General features: G+C 57.3%; 15 protein-coding genes. 12 read left to right on the forward strand and 3 right to left on the reverse strand.

What is annotated here, in order from left to right; all coding sequences use genetic code 11:
* The first annotated feature begins 201 nt into the window (after positions 1-201).
* Together ABLO27_RS26280 and ABLO27_RS26285 are read left to right on the forward strand one after the other, a co-directional pair.
* On the forward strand, positions 202-942 hold the full coding sequence (locus ABLO27_RS26280; RefSeq protein ID WP_353037072.1) for a response regulator transcription factor: 741 nt from the start codon (positions 202-204) through the stop codon (positions 940-942).
* Entirely contained in the window at positions 942-3,062 is a 2,121-nt protein-coding gene (locus tag ABLO27_RS26285; RefSeq protein ID WP_353037201.1) for an ATP-binding protein, read from the forward strand. The genes ABLO27_RS26280 and ABLO27_RS26285 overlap by 1 nt, the downstream gene beginning before the upstream one ends.
* A 63-nt stretch (positions 3,063-3,125) precedes the next feature.
* On the opposite strand, the gene uxaC is transcribed toward ABLO27_RS26285, so the two are convergent.
* Positions 3,126-4,538: a glucuronate isomerase gene (gene uxaC / locus ABLO27_RS26290; RefSeq protein WP_353037073.1), complete on the reverse strand. Its 1,413-nt coding sequence runs from the start codon at positions 4,536-4,538 to the stop codon at positions 3,126-3,128.
* A gap of 122 nt (positions 4,539-4,660) precedes the next feature.
* Here uxaC and ABLO27_RS26295 point away from each other — a divergent pair, with 122 nt between their 5' ends.
* Together ABLO27_RS26295 and ABLO27_RS26300 are read left to right on the forward strand one after the other, a co-directional pair.
* Positions 4,661-5,356, forward strand: a complete 696-nt coding sequence (locus ABLO27_RS26295; RefSeq protein ID WP_353037074.1) for a GntR family transcriptional regulator — start codon at positions 4,661-4,663, stop codon at positions 5,354-5,356.
* Between the two features lie 2 nt (positions 5,357-5,358).
* Entirely contained in the window at positions 5,359-6,297 is a 939-nt protein-coding gene (locus ABLO27_RS26300) for a sugar kinase (protein WP_353037075.1), read from the forward strand.
* 36 nt (positions 6,298-6,333) lie between these two features.
* Here the strand turns inward: ABLO27_RS26300 and ABLO27_RS26305 are convergent, their stop codons facing one another.
* On the reverse strand, positions 6,334-7,875 hold the full coding sequence (locus tag ABLO27_RS26305) for an acetolactate synthase large subunit (protein ID WP_353037076.1): 1,542 nt from the start codon (positions 7,873-7,875) through the stop codon (positions 6,334-6,336).
* Between the two features lie 314 nt (positions 7,876-8,189).
* Here ABLO27_RS26305 and ABLO27_RS26310 point away from each other — a divergent pair, with 314 nt between their 5' ends.
* On the forward strand, positions 8,190-8,969 hold the full coding sequence (locus ABLO27_RS26310) for an aspartate/glutamate racemase family protein (RefSeq protein WP_417714855.1): 780 nt from the start codon (positions 8,190-8,192) through the stop codon (positions 8,967-8,969).
* Between the two features lie 7 nt (positions 8,970-8,976).
* Complete coding sequence (proC, locus tag ABLO27_RS26315; protein ID WP_353037078.1) at positions 8,977-9,804, forward strand: pyrroline-5-carboxylate reductase; 828 nt, start codon at positions 8,977-8,979, stop codon at positions 9,802-9,804.
* Between the two features lie 37 nt (positions 9,805-9,841).
* On the opposite strand, the gene ABLO27_RS26320 is transcribed toward proC, so the two are convergent.
* A complete protein-coding gene (locus tag ABLO27_RS26320; protein ID WP_353037079.1) occupies positions 9,842-10,540 on the reverse strand; it encodes a GntR family transcriptional regulator in 699 nt (232 codons plus the stop codon).
* A gap of 167 nt (positions 10,541-10,707) precedes the next feature.
* Between ABLO27_RS26320 and ABLO27_RS26325 the strand changes: the two genes are divergently transcribed.
* The 6 genes from ABLO27_RS26325 (at position 10,708) to ABLO27_RS26350 (ending at position 17,145) form a co-directional block, all read left to right on the forward strand.
* Positions 10,708-12,399, forward strand: a complete 1,692-nt coding sequence (locus ABLO27_RS26325; protein ID WP_353037080.1) for a thiamine pyrophosphate-binding protein — start codon at positions 10,708-10,710, stop codon at positions 12,397-12,399.
* A 4-nt stretch (positions 12,400-12,403) separates the two neighbouring features.
* Positions 12,404-13,657: an NAD(P)/FAD-dependent oxidoreductase gene (locus ABLO27_RS26330; protein WP_353037081.1), complete on the forward strand. Its 1,254-nt coding sequence runs from the start codon at positions 12,404-12,406 to the stop codon at positions 13,655-13,657.
* Positions 13,658-13,728: 71 nt separating this feature from the next.
* Positions 13,729-14,712 (forward strand): TRAP transporter substrate-binding protein, encoded by a 984-nt coding sequence (locus ABLO27_RS26335; RefSeq protein WP_353037082.1) that lies wholly within the window; start codon positions 13,729-13,731, stop codon positions 14,710-14,712.
* A 69-nt stretch (positions 14,713-14,781) separates the two neighbouring features.
* The gene (locus ABLO27_RS26340; protein WP_353037083.1) at positions 14,782-15,309 is read left to right on the forward strand and encodes a TRAP transporter small permease; all 528 of its coding nucleotides are present in this window, start codon (positions 14,782-14,784) and stop codon (positions 15,307-15,309) included.
* A 3-nt stretch (positions 15,310-15,312) separates the two neighbouring features.
* Positions 15,313-16,626, forward strand: coding sequence for a TRAP transporter large permease (locus ABLO27_RS26345; protein ID WP_352948673.1), 1,314 nt, complete (start codon positions 15,313-15,315; stop codon positions 16,624-16,626).
* 84 nt (positions 16,627-16,710) lie between these two features.
* Positions 16,711-17,145: a universal stress protein gene (locus ABLO27_RS26350; RefSeq protein ID WP_353037084.1), complete on the forward strand. Its 435-nt coding sequence runs from the start codon at positions 16,711-16,713 to the stop codon at positions 17,143-17,145.
* Positions 17,146-17,185 lie beyond the last annotated feature (40 nt).

Consider the following 17,185-nt stretch of genomic DNA (forward strand, 5'->3'; position numbering starts at 1 on the left):
CCCGAAGACAAGTCTCCAGGAACCTCACCAACATGGCAGAAGTGACGGCATTCACAACTGTAATTTGGTTACCGTTGTTTCGCCGGCGCAGGAAAAAAGTTGCAAATATTACAAACCTTACAAATGTAACAAACACAAGGAAAATCAGTACTTTGCTTATGCGTCGACGATGCATATTATGCATTCCGGGAGGAATGCAAATTGCTCAATGAAGGCATCAATATCCTGATTGTCGAAGACGATCCGGATATGGCGGAGCTTATTTCGGATCTATTGGAGGCCGAAGGCTGGTTGCCCCATATTGCCAGTTCCGCCGAAGAAGCCGCCAGTGTCCTGACGGCAAGACACTTTGATCTTGTGCTGGTGGATCACAATCTGCCCGGCATGTCTGGTCGCGTGTTTGCCCAAAAGCTGAGATCGCAAATGGATATCGGCATCGTCATGGTGACGGCTGCCGGCAGCGCGGCGGAAAGAGTGCTGGGGCTGGAAACCGCAGCAGATGATTATGTGGTCAAGCCGTTCGAGCCGATTGAGCTGACGGCTCGGATCAAGGCCGTTCTGCGGCGCCTTCATCCGGCCCTCAAGAGTGAGAAGGAAAATCCTGCCGTACAGCATGAGCCGTCCGCGATCCTCCTGGGCGACTGGGTCATTGACCTCGTCAATCGCAAGGCGATCTGTACCTCCGATCCGTCGAAGACACTGACATCGTCCGAGTTTTCCTTGTTGGAAATCCTCGCCGCAACGCCGAACGAACCGGTCAGCCGCACCCAGATCCTGGAACAGCTTGGTGCAGAAACAGACCGTCTCATCGACAGGAATGTAGACGTGCTCGTTCTGCGTCTTCGCCGCAAGATCGAGCGAAACCCGGACCTGCCTCGCCATATCAAGACCCGTCGCGGCAAGGGCTATATCCTTCACCGAGACCAAGCCGATCTGACATGATGATCAGCCGCTCTGTCCTTTCTTCAATCGCATTCCGTCTTCCGGCGGCCATCGTGCTGATCTGTGTCGTTGCCTTTGCTCTGTCGGCGATTGCGATTTACGGCCTGCTCAAGGCACGGGAAGAAACAGCGGCCTATGGCCTGCAGGCCTATTCCAGCCTGGCGGATGCGTCACTCGTCTCGCGCCAGGTGTCCGACCTGGTGTCCAGCGCACCCTTTTTGATGAACGCGACATCACCCTATCGGGTGTCCAGCAAGAGCAGGGCATTGGTCGAACAGGTCGACGAATTGCTGCGCACGATCCCCGAATATCCCCCCGGAAAGGAAGCGTACCGGGCTGCGAACACGCGGATCTTCGAGCTTCTGGGCCAGATCAGGGAACAGACACTGGCCCTGGCCGGCAAGGCAGAAACCGCGCAGCAATTCAAGGAACAGGTTTCCTCCGCCCTTGGGGAAATCGCAGTCGGAGAAACCGTCAAGCAGAAGCAGTTGCGTCAGCGTCTGAATGCGATTGTCCATTCCGTCTCGAGCTCCGGCAGTCTGTTTCAGCTCGGAGAGCTGCGCCGCCGATACGTGGCTGAAACCGGAGATCGGTCGATCCCCGCCGAAAAGTTGATGGAAGCCGAACTTGAGCCATATGAACGGGTCTTTGCGGCACAGACCAGCTATCTCCTGGAAATCTTCGCAGTGCGTTCTTCGATTGCCAGGCTGCACGATGTGGCGAGAGAGCTTTCCCTCGCGACCGAAACCCAATCCGATATTGTCACCGAAACGCTCAACAAGGATTTTCAGTCGACCTCTCAGACGCTCCAGAACCTCTTGATCATCGTTGCTCTGGCATCCTTGCTGGTTCTGACCATTGCCGTTGTTTCGATCCGTTCGGCCATTCGGGTCTCAAGAGGGATCGTTTCTCTTTCCAGCGGCATGAATGATCTGGCCAAGGGCCAGAAAGATGTGGGACCGCCGGTCTATCAGGGCGATGAAACGGAGCTCCTGAACCTTCAGAGTGCCTTTCAGGCGTTCAAGGAGAGTGTGGACCGCGTGACGCGTCTGCGCCGCACCGCGGAAGCTGCTGCCCGCACCATTCGCTCGACCTTCCGCAGCATGAACGAAGGCATTGCCATTTTCGATGCATCTGGCCTTCCGATCACCATGAACCGCCGCGTGATCGAGCTCATGGGACACAAGGGCGCTGCCCGCAAGCTGCCGCTTGTTCAGTTTCTGGAACCCATTCCGGAAATTCGGACCGACACTCTGCCGGGCGGTACCAACGGACGTCCTTTGACCGAACCGGTCTCGGTCCGCCACCGCGCGGAAAACGGCACGGTTACGGAGATTTCGCTGTCGCATCAGAGCGACGATGGCGTCGTCTTGCTTGCCCGCGATGTCACGCTTCTGGACAAACAGGAAGCGGAGGCCGCAAAGGCAATGCGGCTTGATGGCATCATGCGTCTGACGCATCAGCTGAGCCATGAAGTCGGCAATATGATCGGCATCATCACCGGAAGTCTCGGCCTGCTGGAACAGGATGGCGGTTTCAGCCAGAAGCAGATGCGCAACATTACCCGTATCCGCAAGGCTGCCGACCGGGGACGTTCGCTTGCCAGCAGCATGCTGACCATCGGCCGTCAGCAGCCGATCAACTCCAGCAAAATCGAGCTCTCGGCGGTGCTTCGCGGAATGGCCGACATCCTGGAAATCGCCATAGGTGAGACCTGCAGCCTGAAACTTGATCTGGACAACGATTTGCCGGCCATGGTTCTCGACCCGGAGCTGTTTGAGCAATCAATCCTCAATCTGTGTCTCAATGCAGCAGCGGCAATGCCTGAAGGTGGAGAAGTTTGCGTGAAGACCCTCCAGCATGCAGGTGAGGTTGTCGTTCAGGTTGAGGACAAGGGCATTGGCATGAGCCACGAAGAGGTCGACAAGGCGTTCGAACCCTATTTCACGACCCGGACCGATCAGGGTGGTGCCGGGCTCGGACTGGCAGTGGTCTACGGATTCGTCCGCCAAAGCGGCGGTTCGGCAAGCATCATCTCCGAACCGGGCAAGGGAACGACCGTCGAACTGCGGTTCCCTTGCGAACTTCAATCCTTGCCTCTGGCTGCGTCCACCGGATGATTTACCGGGATCAAGCCGTCATCTGGGGGCATTCCGGATCGTTCAGAACTCGGACGAACGCCCTTAAAGCCGGTACGCTTCCTTTGCGAGTCTGTAGGTAAGGTCATGGGCAACCTCGAAGGCTTCGTCCTCGTCCAGCCTGCCCGAGGTTACGAGAGTTGCAAGATAAGCGCAGTCGACACGGCGTGCCACGTCATGGCGCGCAGGGATCGAGCAGAATGCGCGAGTATCGTCATTGAAACCGACCGTGTTGTAGAAGCCGGCCGTTTCAGTCGTCATCTCGCGGAAGCGGCGCATGCCCTCCGGACTGTCGTGGAACCACCAGGCCGGTCCCAGTTTCAGGGTTGGATAAACACCGGCAAGAGGCGCCAGCTCACGGGAATAGGCCGTTTCGTCCAGTGTGAACAATATGATGCTGAGGTCTTTCTCCAATCCGACACGGTCAAGCATTGGCCTGAGTGACTTCACATAGTCTGTTGATGTCGGAATATCGAAACCCTTGTCCCGGCCGTAAGCGGCCATAACCGGATTGGAGTGGTTCCGATAGCTGCCCGGATGTATTTGCAGTACCAACCCGTCGTCGAGGCTCATCACGGCCATTTCAGTGAGCATATGCCCACGGAAGGCGTCGGCTTCCTCTGGTGTGCAGCGGCCGGTCAACGCTTTCTGGAAGAGGTCCTCAGCCTGGTTCTCCGGCAGGTTCTCGGTTCGCGCCGTCGGATGTCCGTGATCGGATGAAGTTGCGCCAAACGACTTGAAATACTCACGGCGGACGCGATGGGCACGAAGATAGCCTTTCCAGGAAGTCGTGTCCTCACCCGTCAGCTCACCGAACCTTTCAACATTGGCTGTAAACCCCTCAAAATCCGGGTCAACAACCGGATCAGGCCGGTATGCCGTGACAACCCTGCCGTTCCAGTCTTCATCGCGGATTTGCCGGTGCCACTTCAAATCGTCGAGCGGGGACTCCGTTGTCGCGATGACTTCGATGTTGAAGCGTTCGAACAACGCGCGTGGACGGAATTCGGGCCGCGTCAGGCAATCAGCGATATGGTCGTAGGCAGCATCCGCATTTTCGGCGCAAAGGCGGGTGTTCCAGCCAAACACTTCCTGAAAGGCGTGATCCAGCCACATGCGCGACGGGGTTGCCCGGAAGAGATGGTAGTTCTGTGCAAACAGGCGCCAGATTTTCCGGCTGTCCCGCTCCGTCCAGCCCTCGTCGGTTCGGGGAACACCGAGCGCGCTGAGGTCGATGCCCCGGGAGAACAGCATCCGGAAGACGTAGTGGTCCGGGACAATGAACAGCTGCGCCGGGTCCGGAAAGGCCGTGTCTTCGGCAAACCATCGCGGATCGGTGTGGCCGTGAGGGCTGATGATCGGCAGGCTTTCAACCGTCTCGTAAAGTTTTGCGGCGAAGGATCTTGAATCTGGATCAGCCGGAAACAGCCGCTGCGGATCTAGCTTGTTGTTGCTCATCGCCAAAACACCCACCGGTTTCAATTGCTGTCAGCGCTTCAACCAGAGAAGCGCGAGGGTTCATGTTGAAACTGGTAAACTGATATGCTAGTTGAGTAGTTGTGTCAACGAAGGGAAACCTGATGGCAGATAGCAGCGCACTCAAGACGCTTGGCCCGTTAAAGATCCAATCGATTGCCGACACGGTGTTCGATGAGCTGCATCAGCAGATACTGTCGCTGGAATTGCCGCCGGGAACGAAGGTTTCGGAAGCGGAGGTTGCGAAGCATCTGGGTGTTTCCCGGCAACCGGTCAGGGATGCCTTCTACAGGCTTTCCCAGCTCGGTCTTCTTTTGATCCGCCCTCAGAGGGCAACGGTGATTTCGAAGATTTCCAAAGCTTCGGTGCTGAAGGCAAAGTTCATAAGAACCGCCCTCGAAGTTGCCTGCTGGAAGCTTGTGCTCAAGGTCATTACGGAGAGCCAGATTGGTGAATTGGAAGATATGCTGCATCAGCAGCAAGCCTCAATTGCCGCCAACAACCAGCAGCTCTTTCATCAACTTGACGATGATTTCCATCGCCTGATCTGTGAAATCGCGGGGCAGGGCTATGTGTGGACGCTCATTCGAGAGCAAAAGGCGCATATGGACAGGGTGCGGTTTATCTCGCTCACCATCGGCGCTGCACAAAAGGCTTATGAAGATCACATCAAGCTTGTCGAAGCTGTGCGTGAGCGTGACGCTGCCAGGCTGGAGATCGTTCTGACCGAGCACCTAGGCGGCGTTGAGATGGTTCTGGAGCAAATTCGTGCCGAAAGACCAGAGTTTTTTGAGGAGTGACCATGGTGCAGCGGTTTCTCGCCATTGGCGAATGCATGATCGAGATGTCACCGACTGCGGATGGCACTTATGCACTCGGTTACGCCGGCGATACTTTCAACACCGCCTGGTACGTAAGGCAGGTGTCAAAGGGTAGTGCTCTCGATGTCTCCTACTTCAGCGCCGTTGGAGACGATCAGGTATCAGCTGATCTGATCAAGTTCATGCAGAGTGCCGGCATCGAAACGCATATGGCGCGCGTGACGGGGGTCAGTTCCGGCCTCTACATGATTTTTCTGGATGACGGAGAAAGAAGTTTTCAATATTGGCGCTCGACATCGGCTGCGCGTCAATTGGCGGACCATCTTGATCTGCTGCCTCGAACCGACGCTGGCGATGTCGTCTATTTTTCCGGAATCACCGTGGCCATACTGCCTGAAGACGGCAGACGCAGGTTGCTTGAAAGGCTGACGGAGCTGGCTCAGCAAGGCGCGACGGTCGTCTTCGATCCGAACCTGCGACCACGACTTTGGGAAAAGATTGAAGACATGAGGGACTGGACGATGAAGTCGGCGGCAACCGCGCGGATCGTCCTGCCTTCTTTTGCTGACGAAGCAGAATTTTTCGGCGACCGGAGTGCCGCCGAGACCGCGGATCGTTATCTCCGGAACGGCGCGACGCTTGCCGTTGTCAAAGACGGTCCCGAACCTGTTGTCGTCAAGGATGCTGACGGGCACGGGTTCCGGTACCGGCCACAGGCGGCGGTGGACATCGTTGACACCACGGCTGCAGGGGATTCATTCAACGCCGCCTTCCTGGTCGAATATCTGAGGCAAGGCGAGCTGCAGGCGGCCGTTGAGGCGGGATGTGAACTCTCACGCAAGGTGATCAGCCAGCGCGGGGCACTTGTACCAATCGCGAAGGCTGAGTCAGATGATGAACCCGTTGCTGCACACGGTTGAGTGGCCAACAGGCTTCCGTTGATGGCCGCCGGTTTCTTAAGTAAGCAGTTCGATCAGGAAAGGGCCAGGTTTGGCAAAGCTGGCCCGCATCAGGTCGCACAGTTCGTCGAGATTGCTGGCAACGGCACCTTCAACACCCATACCATTGGCAAGGCTGACCCAGTTCAGGTCGGGATTGCCGAGATCCAGCATGTCCATCGCAGTCTTTCCCGGAGTGGCCCCCACATTCTCGTATTCGCCGATCAAGATGCTGTATTGCCGGTTCGAAAGAATAATCGTGGTGCACGGCAGGTTTTCACGAGCTTGCGTCCAGAGCGACTGTAGCGAATACATGGCGCTTCCGTCGGCCTGCAGATTGATGACCCGCCGTTCGCGGTTTGCGCCGATCGCGGCGCCCGTCGCCACGGGCAATCCGTCGCCGATGGCGCCGCCCGCAAGATGCAGCCAGTCATGGGCTGGTGCTGCGAATGTGTGCGGGTAAAACGCGTATCCGAAGGTAATGCTTTCATCAGAGACGATTGTTCGCTCCGGCATCAGGGCCGCCACGGCCTGTGCAAGTCCTTCTGACGAAACCTCGCCGCTAGGGACCCCAGGTCGCGGACCCGGATCTGGAATGGAAACTTCGGGAACATTCAGCTCCTCTGCCAACATTCTAAGGGCGGCAAGAGCGTCCTGGTCAGGTCGTGAGAGAGTTAGCAGTTGTGCATCGGGAGCATATTGAGTCGATGGTTTTCCCGGATAGGCAAAGAAGCCGACGGGTGGTTTGGCTCCGACCAGAATTATGTTCTTGAATGGTGCAAGTGTTTCCCTGGCAACGTCGGTGTTGTAAGGCACGCGCTTGATCTGAAGCCGGCCACGGCCACGTGACAGATGTGAACACATGAAGTCCGCCATAACCTCCGCACCGCTAGCCTGTGCGATGCTCCAGACGAGGCTCTGGGCAGGTGCGAGGATGCCTTGTCCGGAAAGAAGGATCAGCGTTTTTTCACCATTCCGTAACATTCGCGCAGCTTGCTCTATGACATGAGGATCAAGAGTGGGGGGCGTCGGCACCGGAAGCGGTTCGGCGACCACGCCTCCATCTTTCCAGCTGGCGTCGGAAGGCAGGATCAATGTTGCGATCTGACCGGGATGGGTCTTCGCCGCCCGGACGGCAAGAGCCGCATCGTGTCCGACATCCTCGGACCTGGTGCTGGTGTGGATCCACTGCGATACCGTTCTCGCCAGACTGTCGGTGTCAGCCGTGAGGGGAGCGTCAAGCGGCCGGTGATAGGTTGCCTGATCGCCGACAATATTGACGATCCCGGCATTGGCCCGGCGTGCATTGTGGAGATTGCCCAAGCCGTTGGCGAGACCGGGACCGCAATGGAGCAGGGTTGCTGCCGGTTTTCCCGCGATCCGGTAATAGCCGTCCGCCATGCCGGTAACCACGTTTTCCTGCAGGCCAAGCACACAATGCATTCCCGGTATCTGGTCGAGAGCGGCTACGAAATGCATCTCGCTTGTGCCCGGATTGGCAAAGCAGGTGTCGATATCAGACTTGAGCAGGGTCCTGACGAGGCTCTCGGCGCCGTTCATTTCTATTCCTTTGCCGGGTGGTAAATGCGCGGACCTTATCGTCAAATCGACGCGGCCGGAAATCTTTTCATCTCAACAATTGTGAGGATCGGTCCTGACGAAGCAAGGTTGAGCGGGTTTTCGGTCTCGAGAAACGCTTTGGGGCTTCGAAGCGGTGTGACAGAAGAACATTTGAGAACGCATAAAGCATGTGAGCTCTTTTCCCGGACAAGCCTTCACCTCATATTTCCTGCATGAAGAAAGATGGTTCGAGCGAGATCGATCGATGTTCATGAAAAATTGTATACACCTTTGCGTTCAAACTTGTATATTACATGACAAATCGATCTCCAAAATCAGAGGGCGTTGCAGTGACGACTGAACATGGCGGCAAGACCGTTTACGGTGCCAATGTTGGAATTTTGATGCTTGAAACCCGGTTCCCGCGGATACATGGCGACATCGGCAATGCATCCACCTGGCCATTCCCGGTGCAATACCGCGTTGTGCGCGAGGCAACGCCGGACAAGGTTGTGCGGAACGATGCCCGTGTTCTCCTGGACAAGTTCATCGATGCCGCGAAGGATCTTGTGGCAAGCGGCTGTGACGGCATCACAACCAATTGCGGCTTCCTCTCCATCCTTCAGGACCAGCTTGCGGAAGAAATCCAGGTCCCGGTTGCCACGTCTTCGCTCATGCAGGTTCCGATGGTTCAGTCCACGCTTCCTCCTGGAAAGCGGGTCGGCATCCTGACGATTTCGAAGGAAACCTTGACCGACGCCCATCTGGAGGCGGCAAAGGTTCCCCTTGATACGCCGATTGTCGGGACCGAGGGCGGCAAGGTGTTCACCCGAGACATTCTCGGCGATGCCGCCGAGATCGATTTCGCGGCCTGCCGGGAAGACATGCGCGAAGCCGCACGCGAGCTGGTTTCCCGGCATGACGATCTCGGAGCGATCGTTCTGGAATGCACAAACATGACGCCTTACGCAGCCGATGTGCGCAAGATTACCGGTCTGCCGGTTTATTCCATCTACAGCTATCTTCTCTGGTTCCATCAAAGCCTGGTGCCTGACCGATTCCCTGCCGGTCTCGACGACCCGCGCTGGAGCTAAACACTTGATGACGAAGGAAAGCGAAGCGTTCGCCAGGGTCAACCAGGACGGGCTCTTTCTTGTCGGCTGCGGCAAGATGGGATCGGCCTTGCTCAAGGGGTGGCTTGATGCCGGGGTGAAACCGGCTTCAGTCAGTGTTCTTGATCCCCATCCGTCCGACTGGCTCAAGGGGCTCGCCAAAGAAGGCCTGCGCCTGAACGATGTGCCTGAGACGGCAGCCGTGTGCCTGCTCGCCGTAAAGCCTCAGGTGATCAGCGATGTAATCGACCTGGAACAGTTGCGCAAAGGTGGCGCAACCTTCGTTTCTGTTGCAGCCGGAACAACGCTGGCAAAACTCGCAGATGTCATCGGTCCCGAAGCGGCAATCGTGCGGTCGATGCCAAACACGCCTGCCGCCATCGGGCAGGGAATGACGGCATTGGTCGGAAATTCCCATTGTGATGACCGGCAACTGGCGCTGGCGGATGTGTTGCTGCGTGCAGTCGGCCAGACAATCGTGCTGGATCGCGAAGAGCAGATGGATGCGGTTACGGGCGTATCCGGCTCAGGGCCTGCTTATGTTTTTCACATGATCGAAGCCCTGGCTGAGGCCGGTGAGGCTGAAGGTCTTGCACCTGACATTGCGATGAAACTGGCCATCGCCACGGTGGCCGGCGCAGGAGCGCTTGCGCAGTCAGCGGAAGAAACACCGACAAAGCTGAGAGAAAATGTGACTTCGCCGGCCGGCACCACAGCTGCCGGATTGAGCATTCTCATGTCTTCCGAAAGCGGTTTGCGGCCGCTCATGCGCGAAACGGTGAATGCGGCAGCGGATCGAAGCAGGGAACTGGCTTAAGTCGCAGATCCTTCCGCAATCGGACGGGGCGGACGACTTAGAAGCTCGGAACGTAAAGCTGCGAATAGGCGAGGCGGACGAGTTCCACCGTCTCTTCGCTTCGCCTTTCGATATGACTTCGCAGCGCCTTGACCGCGGCGGCCGTATCCCTGTTTTTCACGGCGTCGACAATCGTGCGGTGTGCGGAAAGCGATGAATTGTCCGTATGGTTGTCGTGATGGCGCTCGCGGATCTGCCGCAGGTTGATCAGCCGGACGTAACGGATCCTGTCATTCAGGTTGCCAAGCAGTCTGACCAGTTCGCCATTGCCTGAAAGGGCAGCCAGACGCAGGTGAAACTCCTCGTCCATCTGCACCAGTTCCGGCAGGTCTGTGCAGGTGAAATAGACTTTTTCGGACTCTTCAAGATACGCATAAAGATCAGCGATTGCGTCGTCGCTCGCGCTTACGATGCCGCGGATGATCGCCTCTGTCTCGATGGCACAGCGTGCCTGATAAAGTTCCAGTATCTGGTCTGGCTCCAGGGAGCGGCAAAAGAAGCCCTGCCCCTTTGCCAGCGTCAGGAAACCTTCGGCGACGAGCCGGTTGAGGGCCTCGCGCAACGGCGTGCGGCTGGCGCCGAGCTCCGACGTCAACGCAGATTCGTTGATGCGCTCACCCGGTTTGAAATCGAAGTTGATAGCCATATCGCGCAGTGTCTCGTACACGCGGTCCACGCTGCTGACACGTTTCGTCATTGTTGTCCTTCAGTGCACATTCAATCAGCTGTACTCCCTGATAGATCAAAAAATGGAATTTGTGAACATTTGCGTCTTCACATTTGCCTACAGAGCTGTATACAATATTGCGTGCAGAGTTAATTCAATGGGTCGCCCACCTGCCGGCGACAAGCTTGGGGGATACCTTGCGAAACACGATGAATGGCGCCGAAGCAATGGTGCGCTCCCTGGAAGCACATGGCGTGCGGCATATTTTCGGGCTGTGCGGCGACACCACGCTGCCCTTCTATGATGCGATGCATAATCTCGATCACAACATCACGCACGTGTTGACGCGGGACGAGCGCAGCGCGACCTACATGGCTGACGCTTATTCCCGGGTCACGGGGCGCGTCGGGGTGTGTGAAGGTCCTTCTGGCGGTGGCGCCACCTACATTTTGCCCGGTCTGATCGAGGCTAACGAAAGTTCTTACGCGGTCCTGTCCATCACCACGGATATCTCGGTTGCCTCCTATGGCAAATATCCGCTGACCGAAGTGGACCAGGAGGCTCTGATGCGGCCGCTGACCAAGTTCAACACAGTCATCAAGCGCGCAACCCATATTCCGCGCATGGTCCGTCAGGCATTCCGTGCCATGACCACCGGCCGGTCCGGCTCGGCACATCTCGGGTTGCCCTATGACATCCAGTATGACGACGTGCCGACGGAAGATATCTGGGGTGATCCCAAGCACCAGACCTATCCGTCCTACCGCGCAGCGCCCGAGCCGGGTGTTGTCGAGGCAGCCGTCGAGGCGATCCTGACGGCAAAGTCACCGCTGATCGTCTGCGGCGGCGGTGTCGTGATTGCCGGCGGAATGGACGAGCTTGAGAAACTTGCAAGCCGTCTGGACCTTGCCGTGGCCACATCGATTTCGGGCAAAGGCTCGCTGGCCGACACGCATCCGCTTTCGCTCGGCGTTGTCGGTTCCAACGGTGGTACCGATGAAACCTGGGAAATGATGGAAGAAGCCGATCTGGTGATCTTCATGGGGTGCCGCGCTGGCTCCACGACGACGTCGCGCTGGGAAGCCCCCAAGCCGGGTCAACGGATCGTTCACTTCGACAATGACCCGATGACAATCGGTGCGAACTATCCGACCGAAGTCGGCGTCGTCGCCGATCTGAAGCTGGCTCTGGCAGACGTGAATGCCTATCTGGATGCGCGCGAAGGGGACGTTCCGTCCTTTGGTGGCGCAGCCAGGGTTGCCGACATCAAGGAACGCAAGTTCGCCAAGTTTCAGGCGCTGGCACAAAGCGATGCCGAACTGATCATTCCTGAACAGATCATTGACACGCTGAACAAAAACCTCCCTGATGATGCCGTCGTGGTATCAGATCCGGGAACCAGCTGCCCTTATTACAATGCCTACTCGCAACAGAAGAATCCTGGCCGACAGTATATAACCAACCGCGCTCACGGCGCTCTCGGTTATTCGCTTTCGGCTGCATTGGGCGCCTGGTATGGCCGTCCGGACAGCAAAGTTGTGGCAATGATGGGTGATGGTTCCTTCGCGTTTGCATGTGGGGAGCTGGAAACTGTCGTGCGAAGCAATGCGCCGATCACATATATCGTTTTCTCCAATTCCAACTTCGGTTGGATCAAGGCGAGCCAATACGCCGATTGCGAGAAGCGCTACTACAATGTTGACTTCAACCGGACGAACCAGGCAGCCGTTGCCGAAGCTTTCGGCCTGAAGTCCTGGCGGGTGGAAGAGGCGGAAGACCTGGACAGGGTCATGAAGGAAGCGTTTGCCCACAACGGGCCGACCCTGATCGACGTGATCTGCCAACCGCTCGAAGAAGCCGCTGCCCCTGTGCGGCGCTGGATGGGCTGACGACATGAGTGGAGGCAACCCCTCTCATGTTGTTGTGATTGGTGCGGGCATCGTGGGGGTGTCCGCGGCAATCTGGCTGCGTCGTGCCGGGATCGATGTCACGATCATTGACCGCGAAGTCCCGGGAAGCTCGGCGTCGACATCCTATGGCAATGCCGGTGTGCTGGCATCCTGTTCGGTTGCTCCGGTTACCGCGCCGGGAATGATCCTGAAAAGCCCGAAAATGCTTCTGGATCCGAACTTCCCGCTGTTTCTGCGCTGGTCCTACCTGCCCAAACTGACGCCATGGCTGCTGAAATACCTCTCGCATGCCAATGACAAGGAAACGCGCCGCATTTCCTCCGGACTTGCGCCGATCACCTTCGACAGCACGGATCAGCACGCAGCCCTGATCAAGGGAACGGACGCCGAGGAGTGGCTGGTCAATTCCGACTACAGCTTTGTTTATCCTTCCCGGGCAGCGTTTGAAGACGATCACTACACCTGGATGCTGAGGCGCAAGGCAGGTTTTGAACCGGACCTGATTGAAGGCGAAGCAGTTCGCGAGTTTGAACCGAACCTGTCCAAGGATCTTAACTTCCTGGCCGTCATGCATGACCACGGATACGTCCGCGATCCGGGAAGCTATGTCGCTGCTCTGGCGAGTGAGGCACAGAAGCTCGGTGCAAAGATCGTTCAGGCCGAGGTCAAGGATTTCACCCTGAGTGAGGGACGCGTAACCAGTGTCAGCACGTCGGCTGGTGAGCTGAGCTGTGACCAGGTGGTTCTGGCGACAGGTGTCTGGTCCGGTCCGCTGGCAAAGAAACTCGGTCTTTCGGTGCCGCTTGAAACCGAGCGCGGCTACCACATCGTGTTCCGGTCTCCGGAAGGAGCGCCAAGAACGCCCTTGATGGTCACCAGCGGAAAGTTCGTCGGAACGCCCATGAAAGACGGGTTGCGCTGTGCCGGTGTTGTTGAATTCGGCGGACTGGAAGCCCCGGCTTCCAAGGCGCCGCTTGAACTTCTGCGCCGCAAGGTGCTCGAGAGCTTCCCGAATCTGACTTTCGAGAAGGAAGAAAGTTGGCTCGGTCATCGTCCTGCTCCATCCGACAGTTTGCCCCTGATTGGGGAAATCAAGGGATCGGGCGTGTTTGCGGGCTTTGGCCACCATCACATCGGTCTGACGGCCGGACCGAAAACCGGCCGCATTCTGGCCGGGCTGATATCCGGCCAGCGTCAGAATATCGATCTGTCAGCCTATGATCCGTCGCGGTTCTAGGCCGGCATGCAAGAGCAGTTTGTCCCGCATTGGGTGGGGCATTCGGGGACAAGAAAACGAGGAGGAGTTACATGTCCAGCAAAGTGAAAGTTCTTCTGGCAAGCGTTGCCGTTTCCGCAGTGACCGCAGCTTCTGCCACGGCGGAAACCTGGGACATGCCGATGGCCTATTCGGCCACCAACTTTCATTCCGCAACCGGTGAAGTGTTTGCCGAATGCGTAACCAAAGGCACCGGCGGTGCTCTTGAGATCAAGACCCACCCGGGCGGTTCTCTTTATGCCGGTTCGGAAATCAAGCGCGCTATCCAGACCGGCCAGGTGCCGATTGGTGAACGCCTTCTTTCCGGCCACCAGAACGAAAACCCGATTTTCGGCTTTGACTCCGTGCCGTTCCTGGCAACGTCATTCGAAGATTCCGAAAAGCTCTGGGAAGTGGCCAAGGAGCCTCTGACCAAGATTCTGGAAGAGCAGAACCTGCACCTGCTTTACTCCGTGCCGTGGCCGGCACAGGGCCTTTACTTTGATCGTGAAGTGAATTCGCTTGATGACGTGAAGGGTCTGAAGTTCCGGACCTACAACACCGCAAGTGCTCGCATGGCTGAACTGGCCGGAATGCAGCCGGTTCAGATCGAAGCCGCAGAAATCAGCCAGGCTTTCGCAACCGGTGTTGCTCAGGGCATGGTGTCCTCAGGTTCCACCGGTTACGATCGGAAAATCTGGGAAAGCCTTTCCCATTACTACTCCGCTGATGCCTGGCTGCCGCGCAACTACGTGATGGTGAACATGGACAGCTGGAACAGTCTGGATGATGCAACCAAGAACGTCATCAACGGCTGTGCAGCTCTGGCTGAATATGCAGGTGACTGGCGCTCCATCCAGTATAACGAGTTCACAGTCAACGAGCTGGGCAAGAACGGCATGGCCACCGGCCCGGTCAGCGACAAGATGGCTGAAGAGCTGCGCGCGATTGGTGAAACCATGACCGCTGAATGGCTGGAAACCGCTGGCGACGGCGGCAAGGCCATCGTTGATGCATTCAAGGCATCACAGCAATAAGCTGTTGAAATGTCATGATTCTGCCCGGTGATTTCCGCCGGGCAGATTTTCTCGGGAGGAGGAACGGCGGTGGCCATTTTCAAGGTGCTACGCACCAGTCTCGATGCTATTTACAAATATGCCGGCTACCTGGCCGCTATCTTTCTGATCTTGATTCTGGTCTTTGTCGCGCTCCAGATGGTGGCCCGTTGGGGGGGCAGCATCATCACGGGCGCTCCTGACTTTACCGGCTACTGCATGGCCGCGGCGTCGTTTCTGGCGCTGCCTTACGCACTCAATGGCGGGGCACATATTCGTGTCAGCCTGTTGCTGAATGCGCTGGGCCGATACAAGAAATTCGGCGAAATCTGGTGCTGGGCAATTGCCAGCTACCTGACGTTTCTGTTCGCGCGTTACGCGGTCAAGATGACCTACGAAAGCTACCGGTTCAATGAAATCAGCCAGGGGCAGGACGCCTGGCCGATCTGGATACCGCAAATGTCCATGACTGTGGGCACGATCCTGCTGGCCGTCTGCGCGTTCGACAATCTCGTTTCAACGCTGTTCACCGGGCGGGACAATATCCACGCCGCCGGCTTCAATCCGCACGGAGAGTAAAACATGGAACAGTTCTACCTCGTTGCGATCTTTCTGTTTGTGCTGTTCCTGCTTCTTGGAACCGGTGTCTGGGTTGGCCTGGCCCTGTTCGGGGTCGCCTATCTCGGCCTTGAAATGTTTACCTCTCGCCCGGCGGGCGACGCGATGCTTACGCGTATCTGGACCGGTTCGTCCAGCTGGACCCTGACCGCGCTGCCCCTCTTTATCTGGATGGGCGAGATTCTGTTCCGAAGTCGATTATCGCAAGACATGTTCCGCGGCCTCAGTCCCTGGATGCAGCGGCTTCCGGGTGGTCTGGTGCACGTCAACATCGTCGGTTGCACGATCTTCGCCGCCGTTTCGGGTTCGTCTGCGGCAACCCTCACCACTGTTGGCAAGATGTCGATCCCGGAACTGCGCAAGCGTGGCTATCCGGAATACATGACCATCGGCACGTTGACCGGCGCCGCTACGCTCGGTCTTATGATCCCGCCGTCTCTGACCCTGATTGTGTATGGCGTTGCCGTTGAGCAGTCCATTTCAAAGCTGTTCATGGCCGGCATCCTGCCCGGGATCGTTCTGGCGGGCCTGTTCATGGCCTATGTGGCGGGCTGGTCCTTTGTGCGCCCAAGCGAGGTGCCGACAATCGCCAACCGCATGACGTTCCGTGAGAAAATTCATGAAAGCCGGTTCCTGATTCCGATCATCATTCTGATCCTCGTCGTTATCGGTTCCATGTATGGGGGCTGGGCAACGGCGACGGAAGCTGCTTCCATCGGCGTGATCGGCGCGTTCGTTCTTGCGGCAACGCAGGGGTCACTGACCAAGGAAGCGTTCATCGAGAGCCTTCTGGGCGCGACCCGGACTTCGGCGATGATCGCTCTCATCCTGATGGGCGCGACGGCGCTCACTTTGGCCATGGGCTTTACCGGCCTGCCGCGGGCTTTGGCCGAATATATCGAAAGCCTGCAGTTGTCACGCTTCTCTCTGCTGATGGCCCTGATGCTGTTCTACATCGTCCTTGGTATGTTCCTGGACGGGATCTCGTCTGTTGTTCTGACCATGGCGATCGTTCAGCCGATGGTGCAGGGCGCAGGTATTGATCTGATCTGGTTTGGCATCTTCATTGTGGTCGTCGTCGAGATGGCCCAGATCACGCCGCCGATCGGGTTTAATCTGTTCGTCATGCAGGGGATCACCAAGCATGAGATGGGATACATCGCGAAAACAGCCTTGCCGCTGTTCCTCATCATGGTGGTTATGGTGTTCGTGATGATCTTCTTCCCGGAACTGGCGACCTATCTGCCTGAAAGCATGCGGAACGCGAACGGTCGATGACTGTCCGCTGTCCCCTCGTCCGCTCATGAAAGCCGGGTGAGGGGACAGCGCGAAACTCATTTGGGCATCCAGGAGAGATTCATTATGCCGAAAACCAAGATCATTGCTGCTGTGGACTTGCACCACAGGGATTGGGACAGCTGCGTGGTCAAGGAAGCGATCATGCTGGCGCAAAGTCATGACGCCGAAGTTGAGCTCGTCTTCGTGATCCCTGATCAGCAGAATTCTTATGTCCAGGAATACATCCCGGCTGACATGCGCGACCGGGTCGAGATCGACGCCCGCAGGGACCTTGAGGCCTATGGCGCGCAGTTCGACTGGGGCGATATTGATCACAGCACCGAAATCCTGCGCGGTGTCGTCTATGAAACCCTGATCGAACACGCGGATGAACAATCGGCCCGATTTATCGTCATCGGTGCAAACAAGCCGAGTGTAAAGGATCTCTTTATCGGCCCGAACGCCGCACGTGTGGCCCGATACGCTTCGTGCTGTGTGCTGGTCGTGCGTCCGGAATAACCCTCTTCTTTCAACATCGCTAAGCTGCCTCGGAGGCCCT

The sequence above is a fragment of the Roseibium sp. SCP15 genome (assembly GCF_040329435.1).
Lineage (GTDB): Bacteria > Pseudomonadota > Alphaproteobacteria > Rhizobiales > Stappiaceae > Roseibium.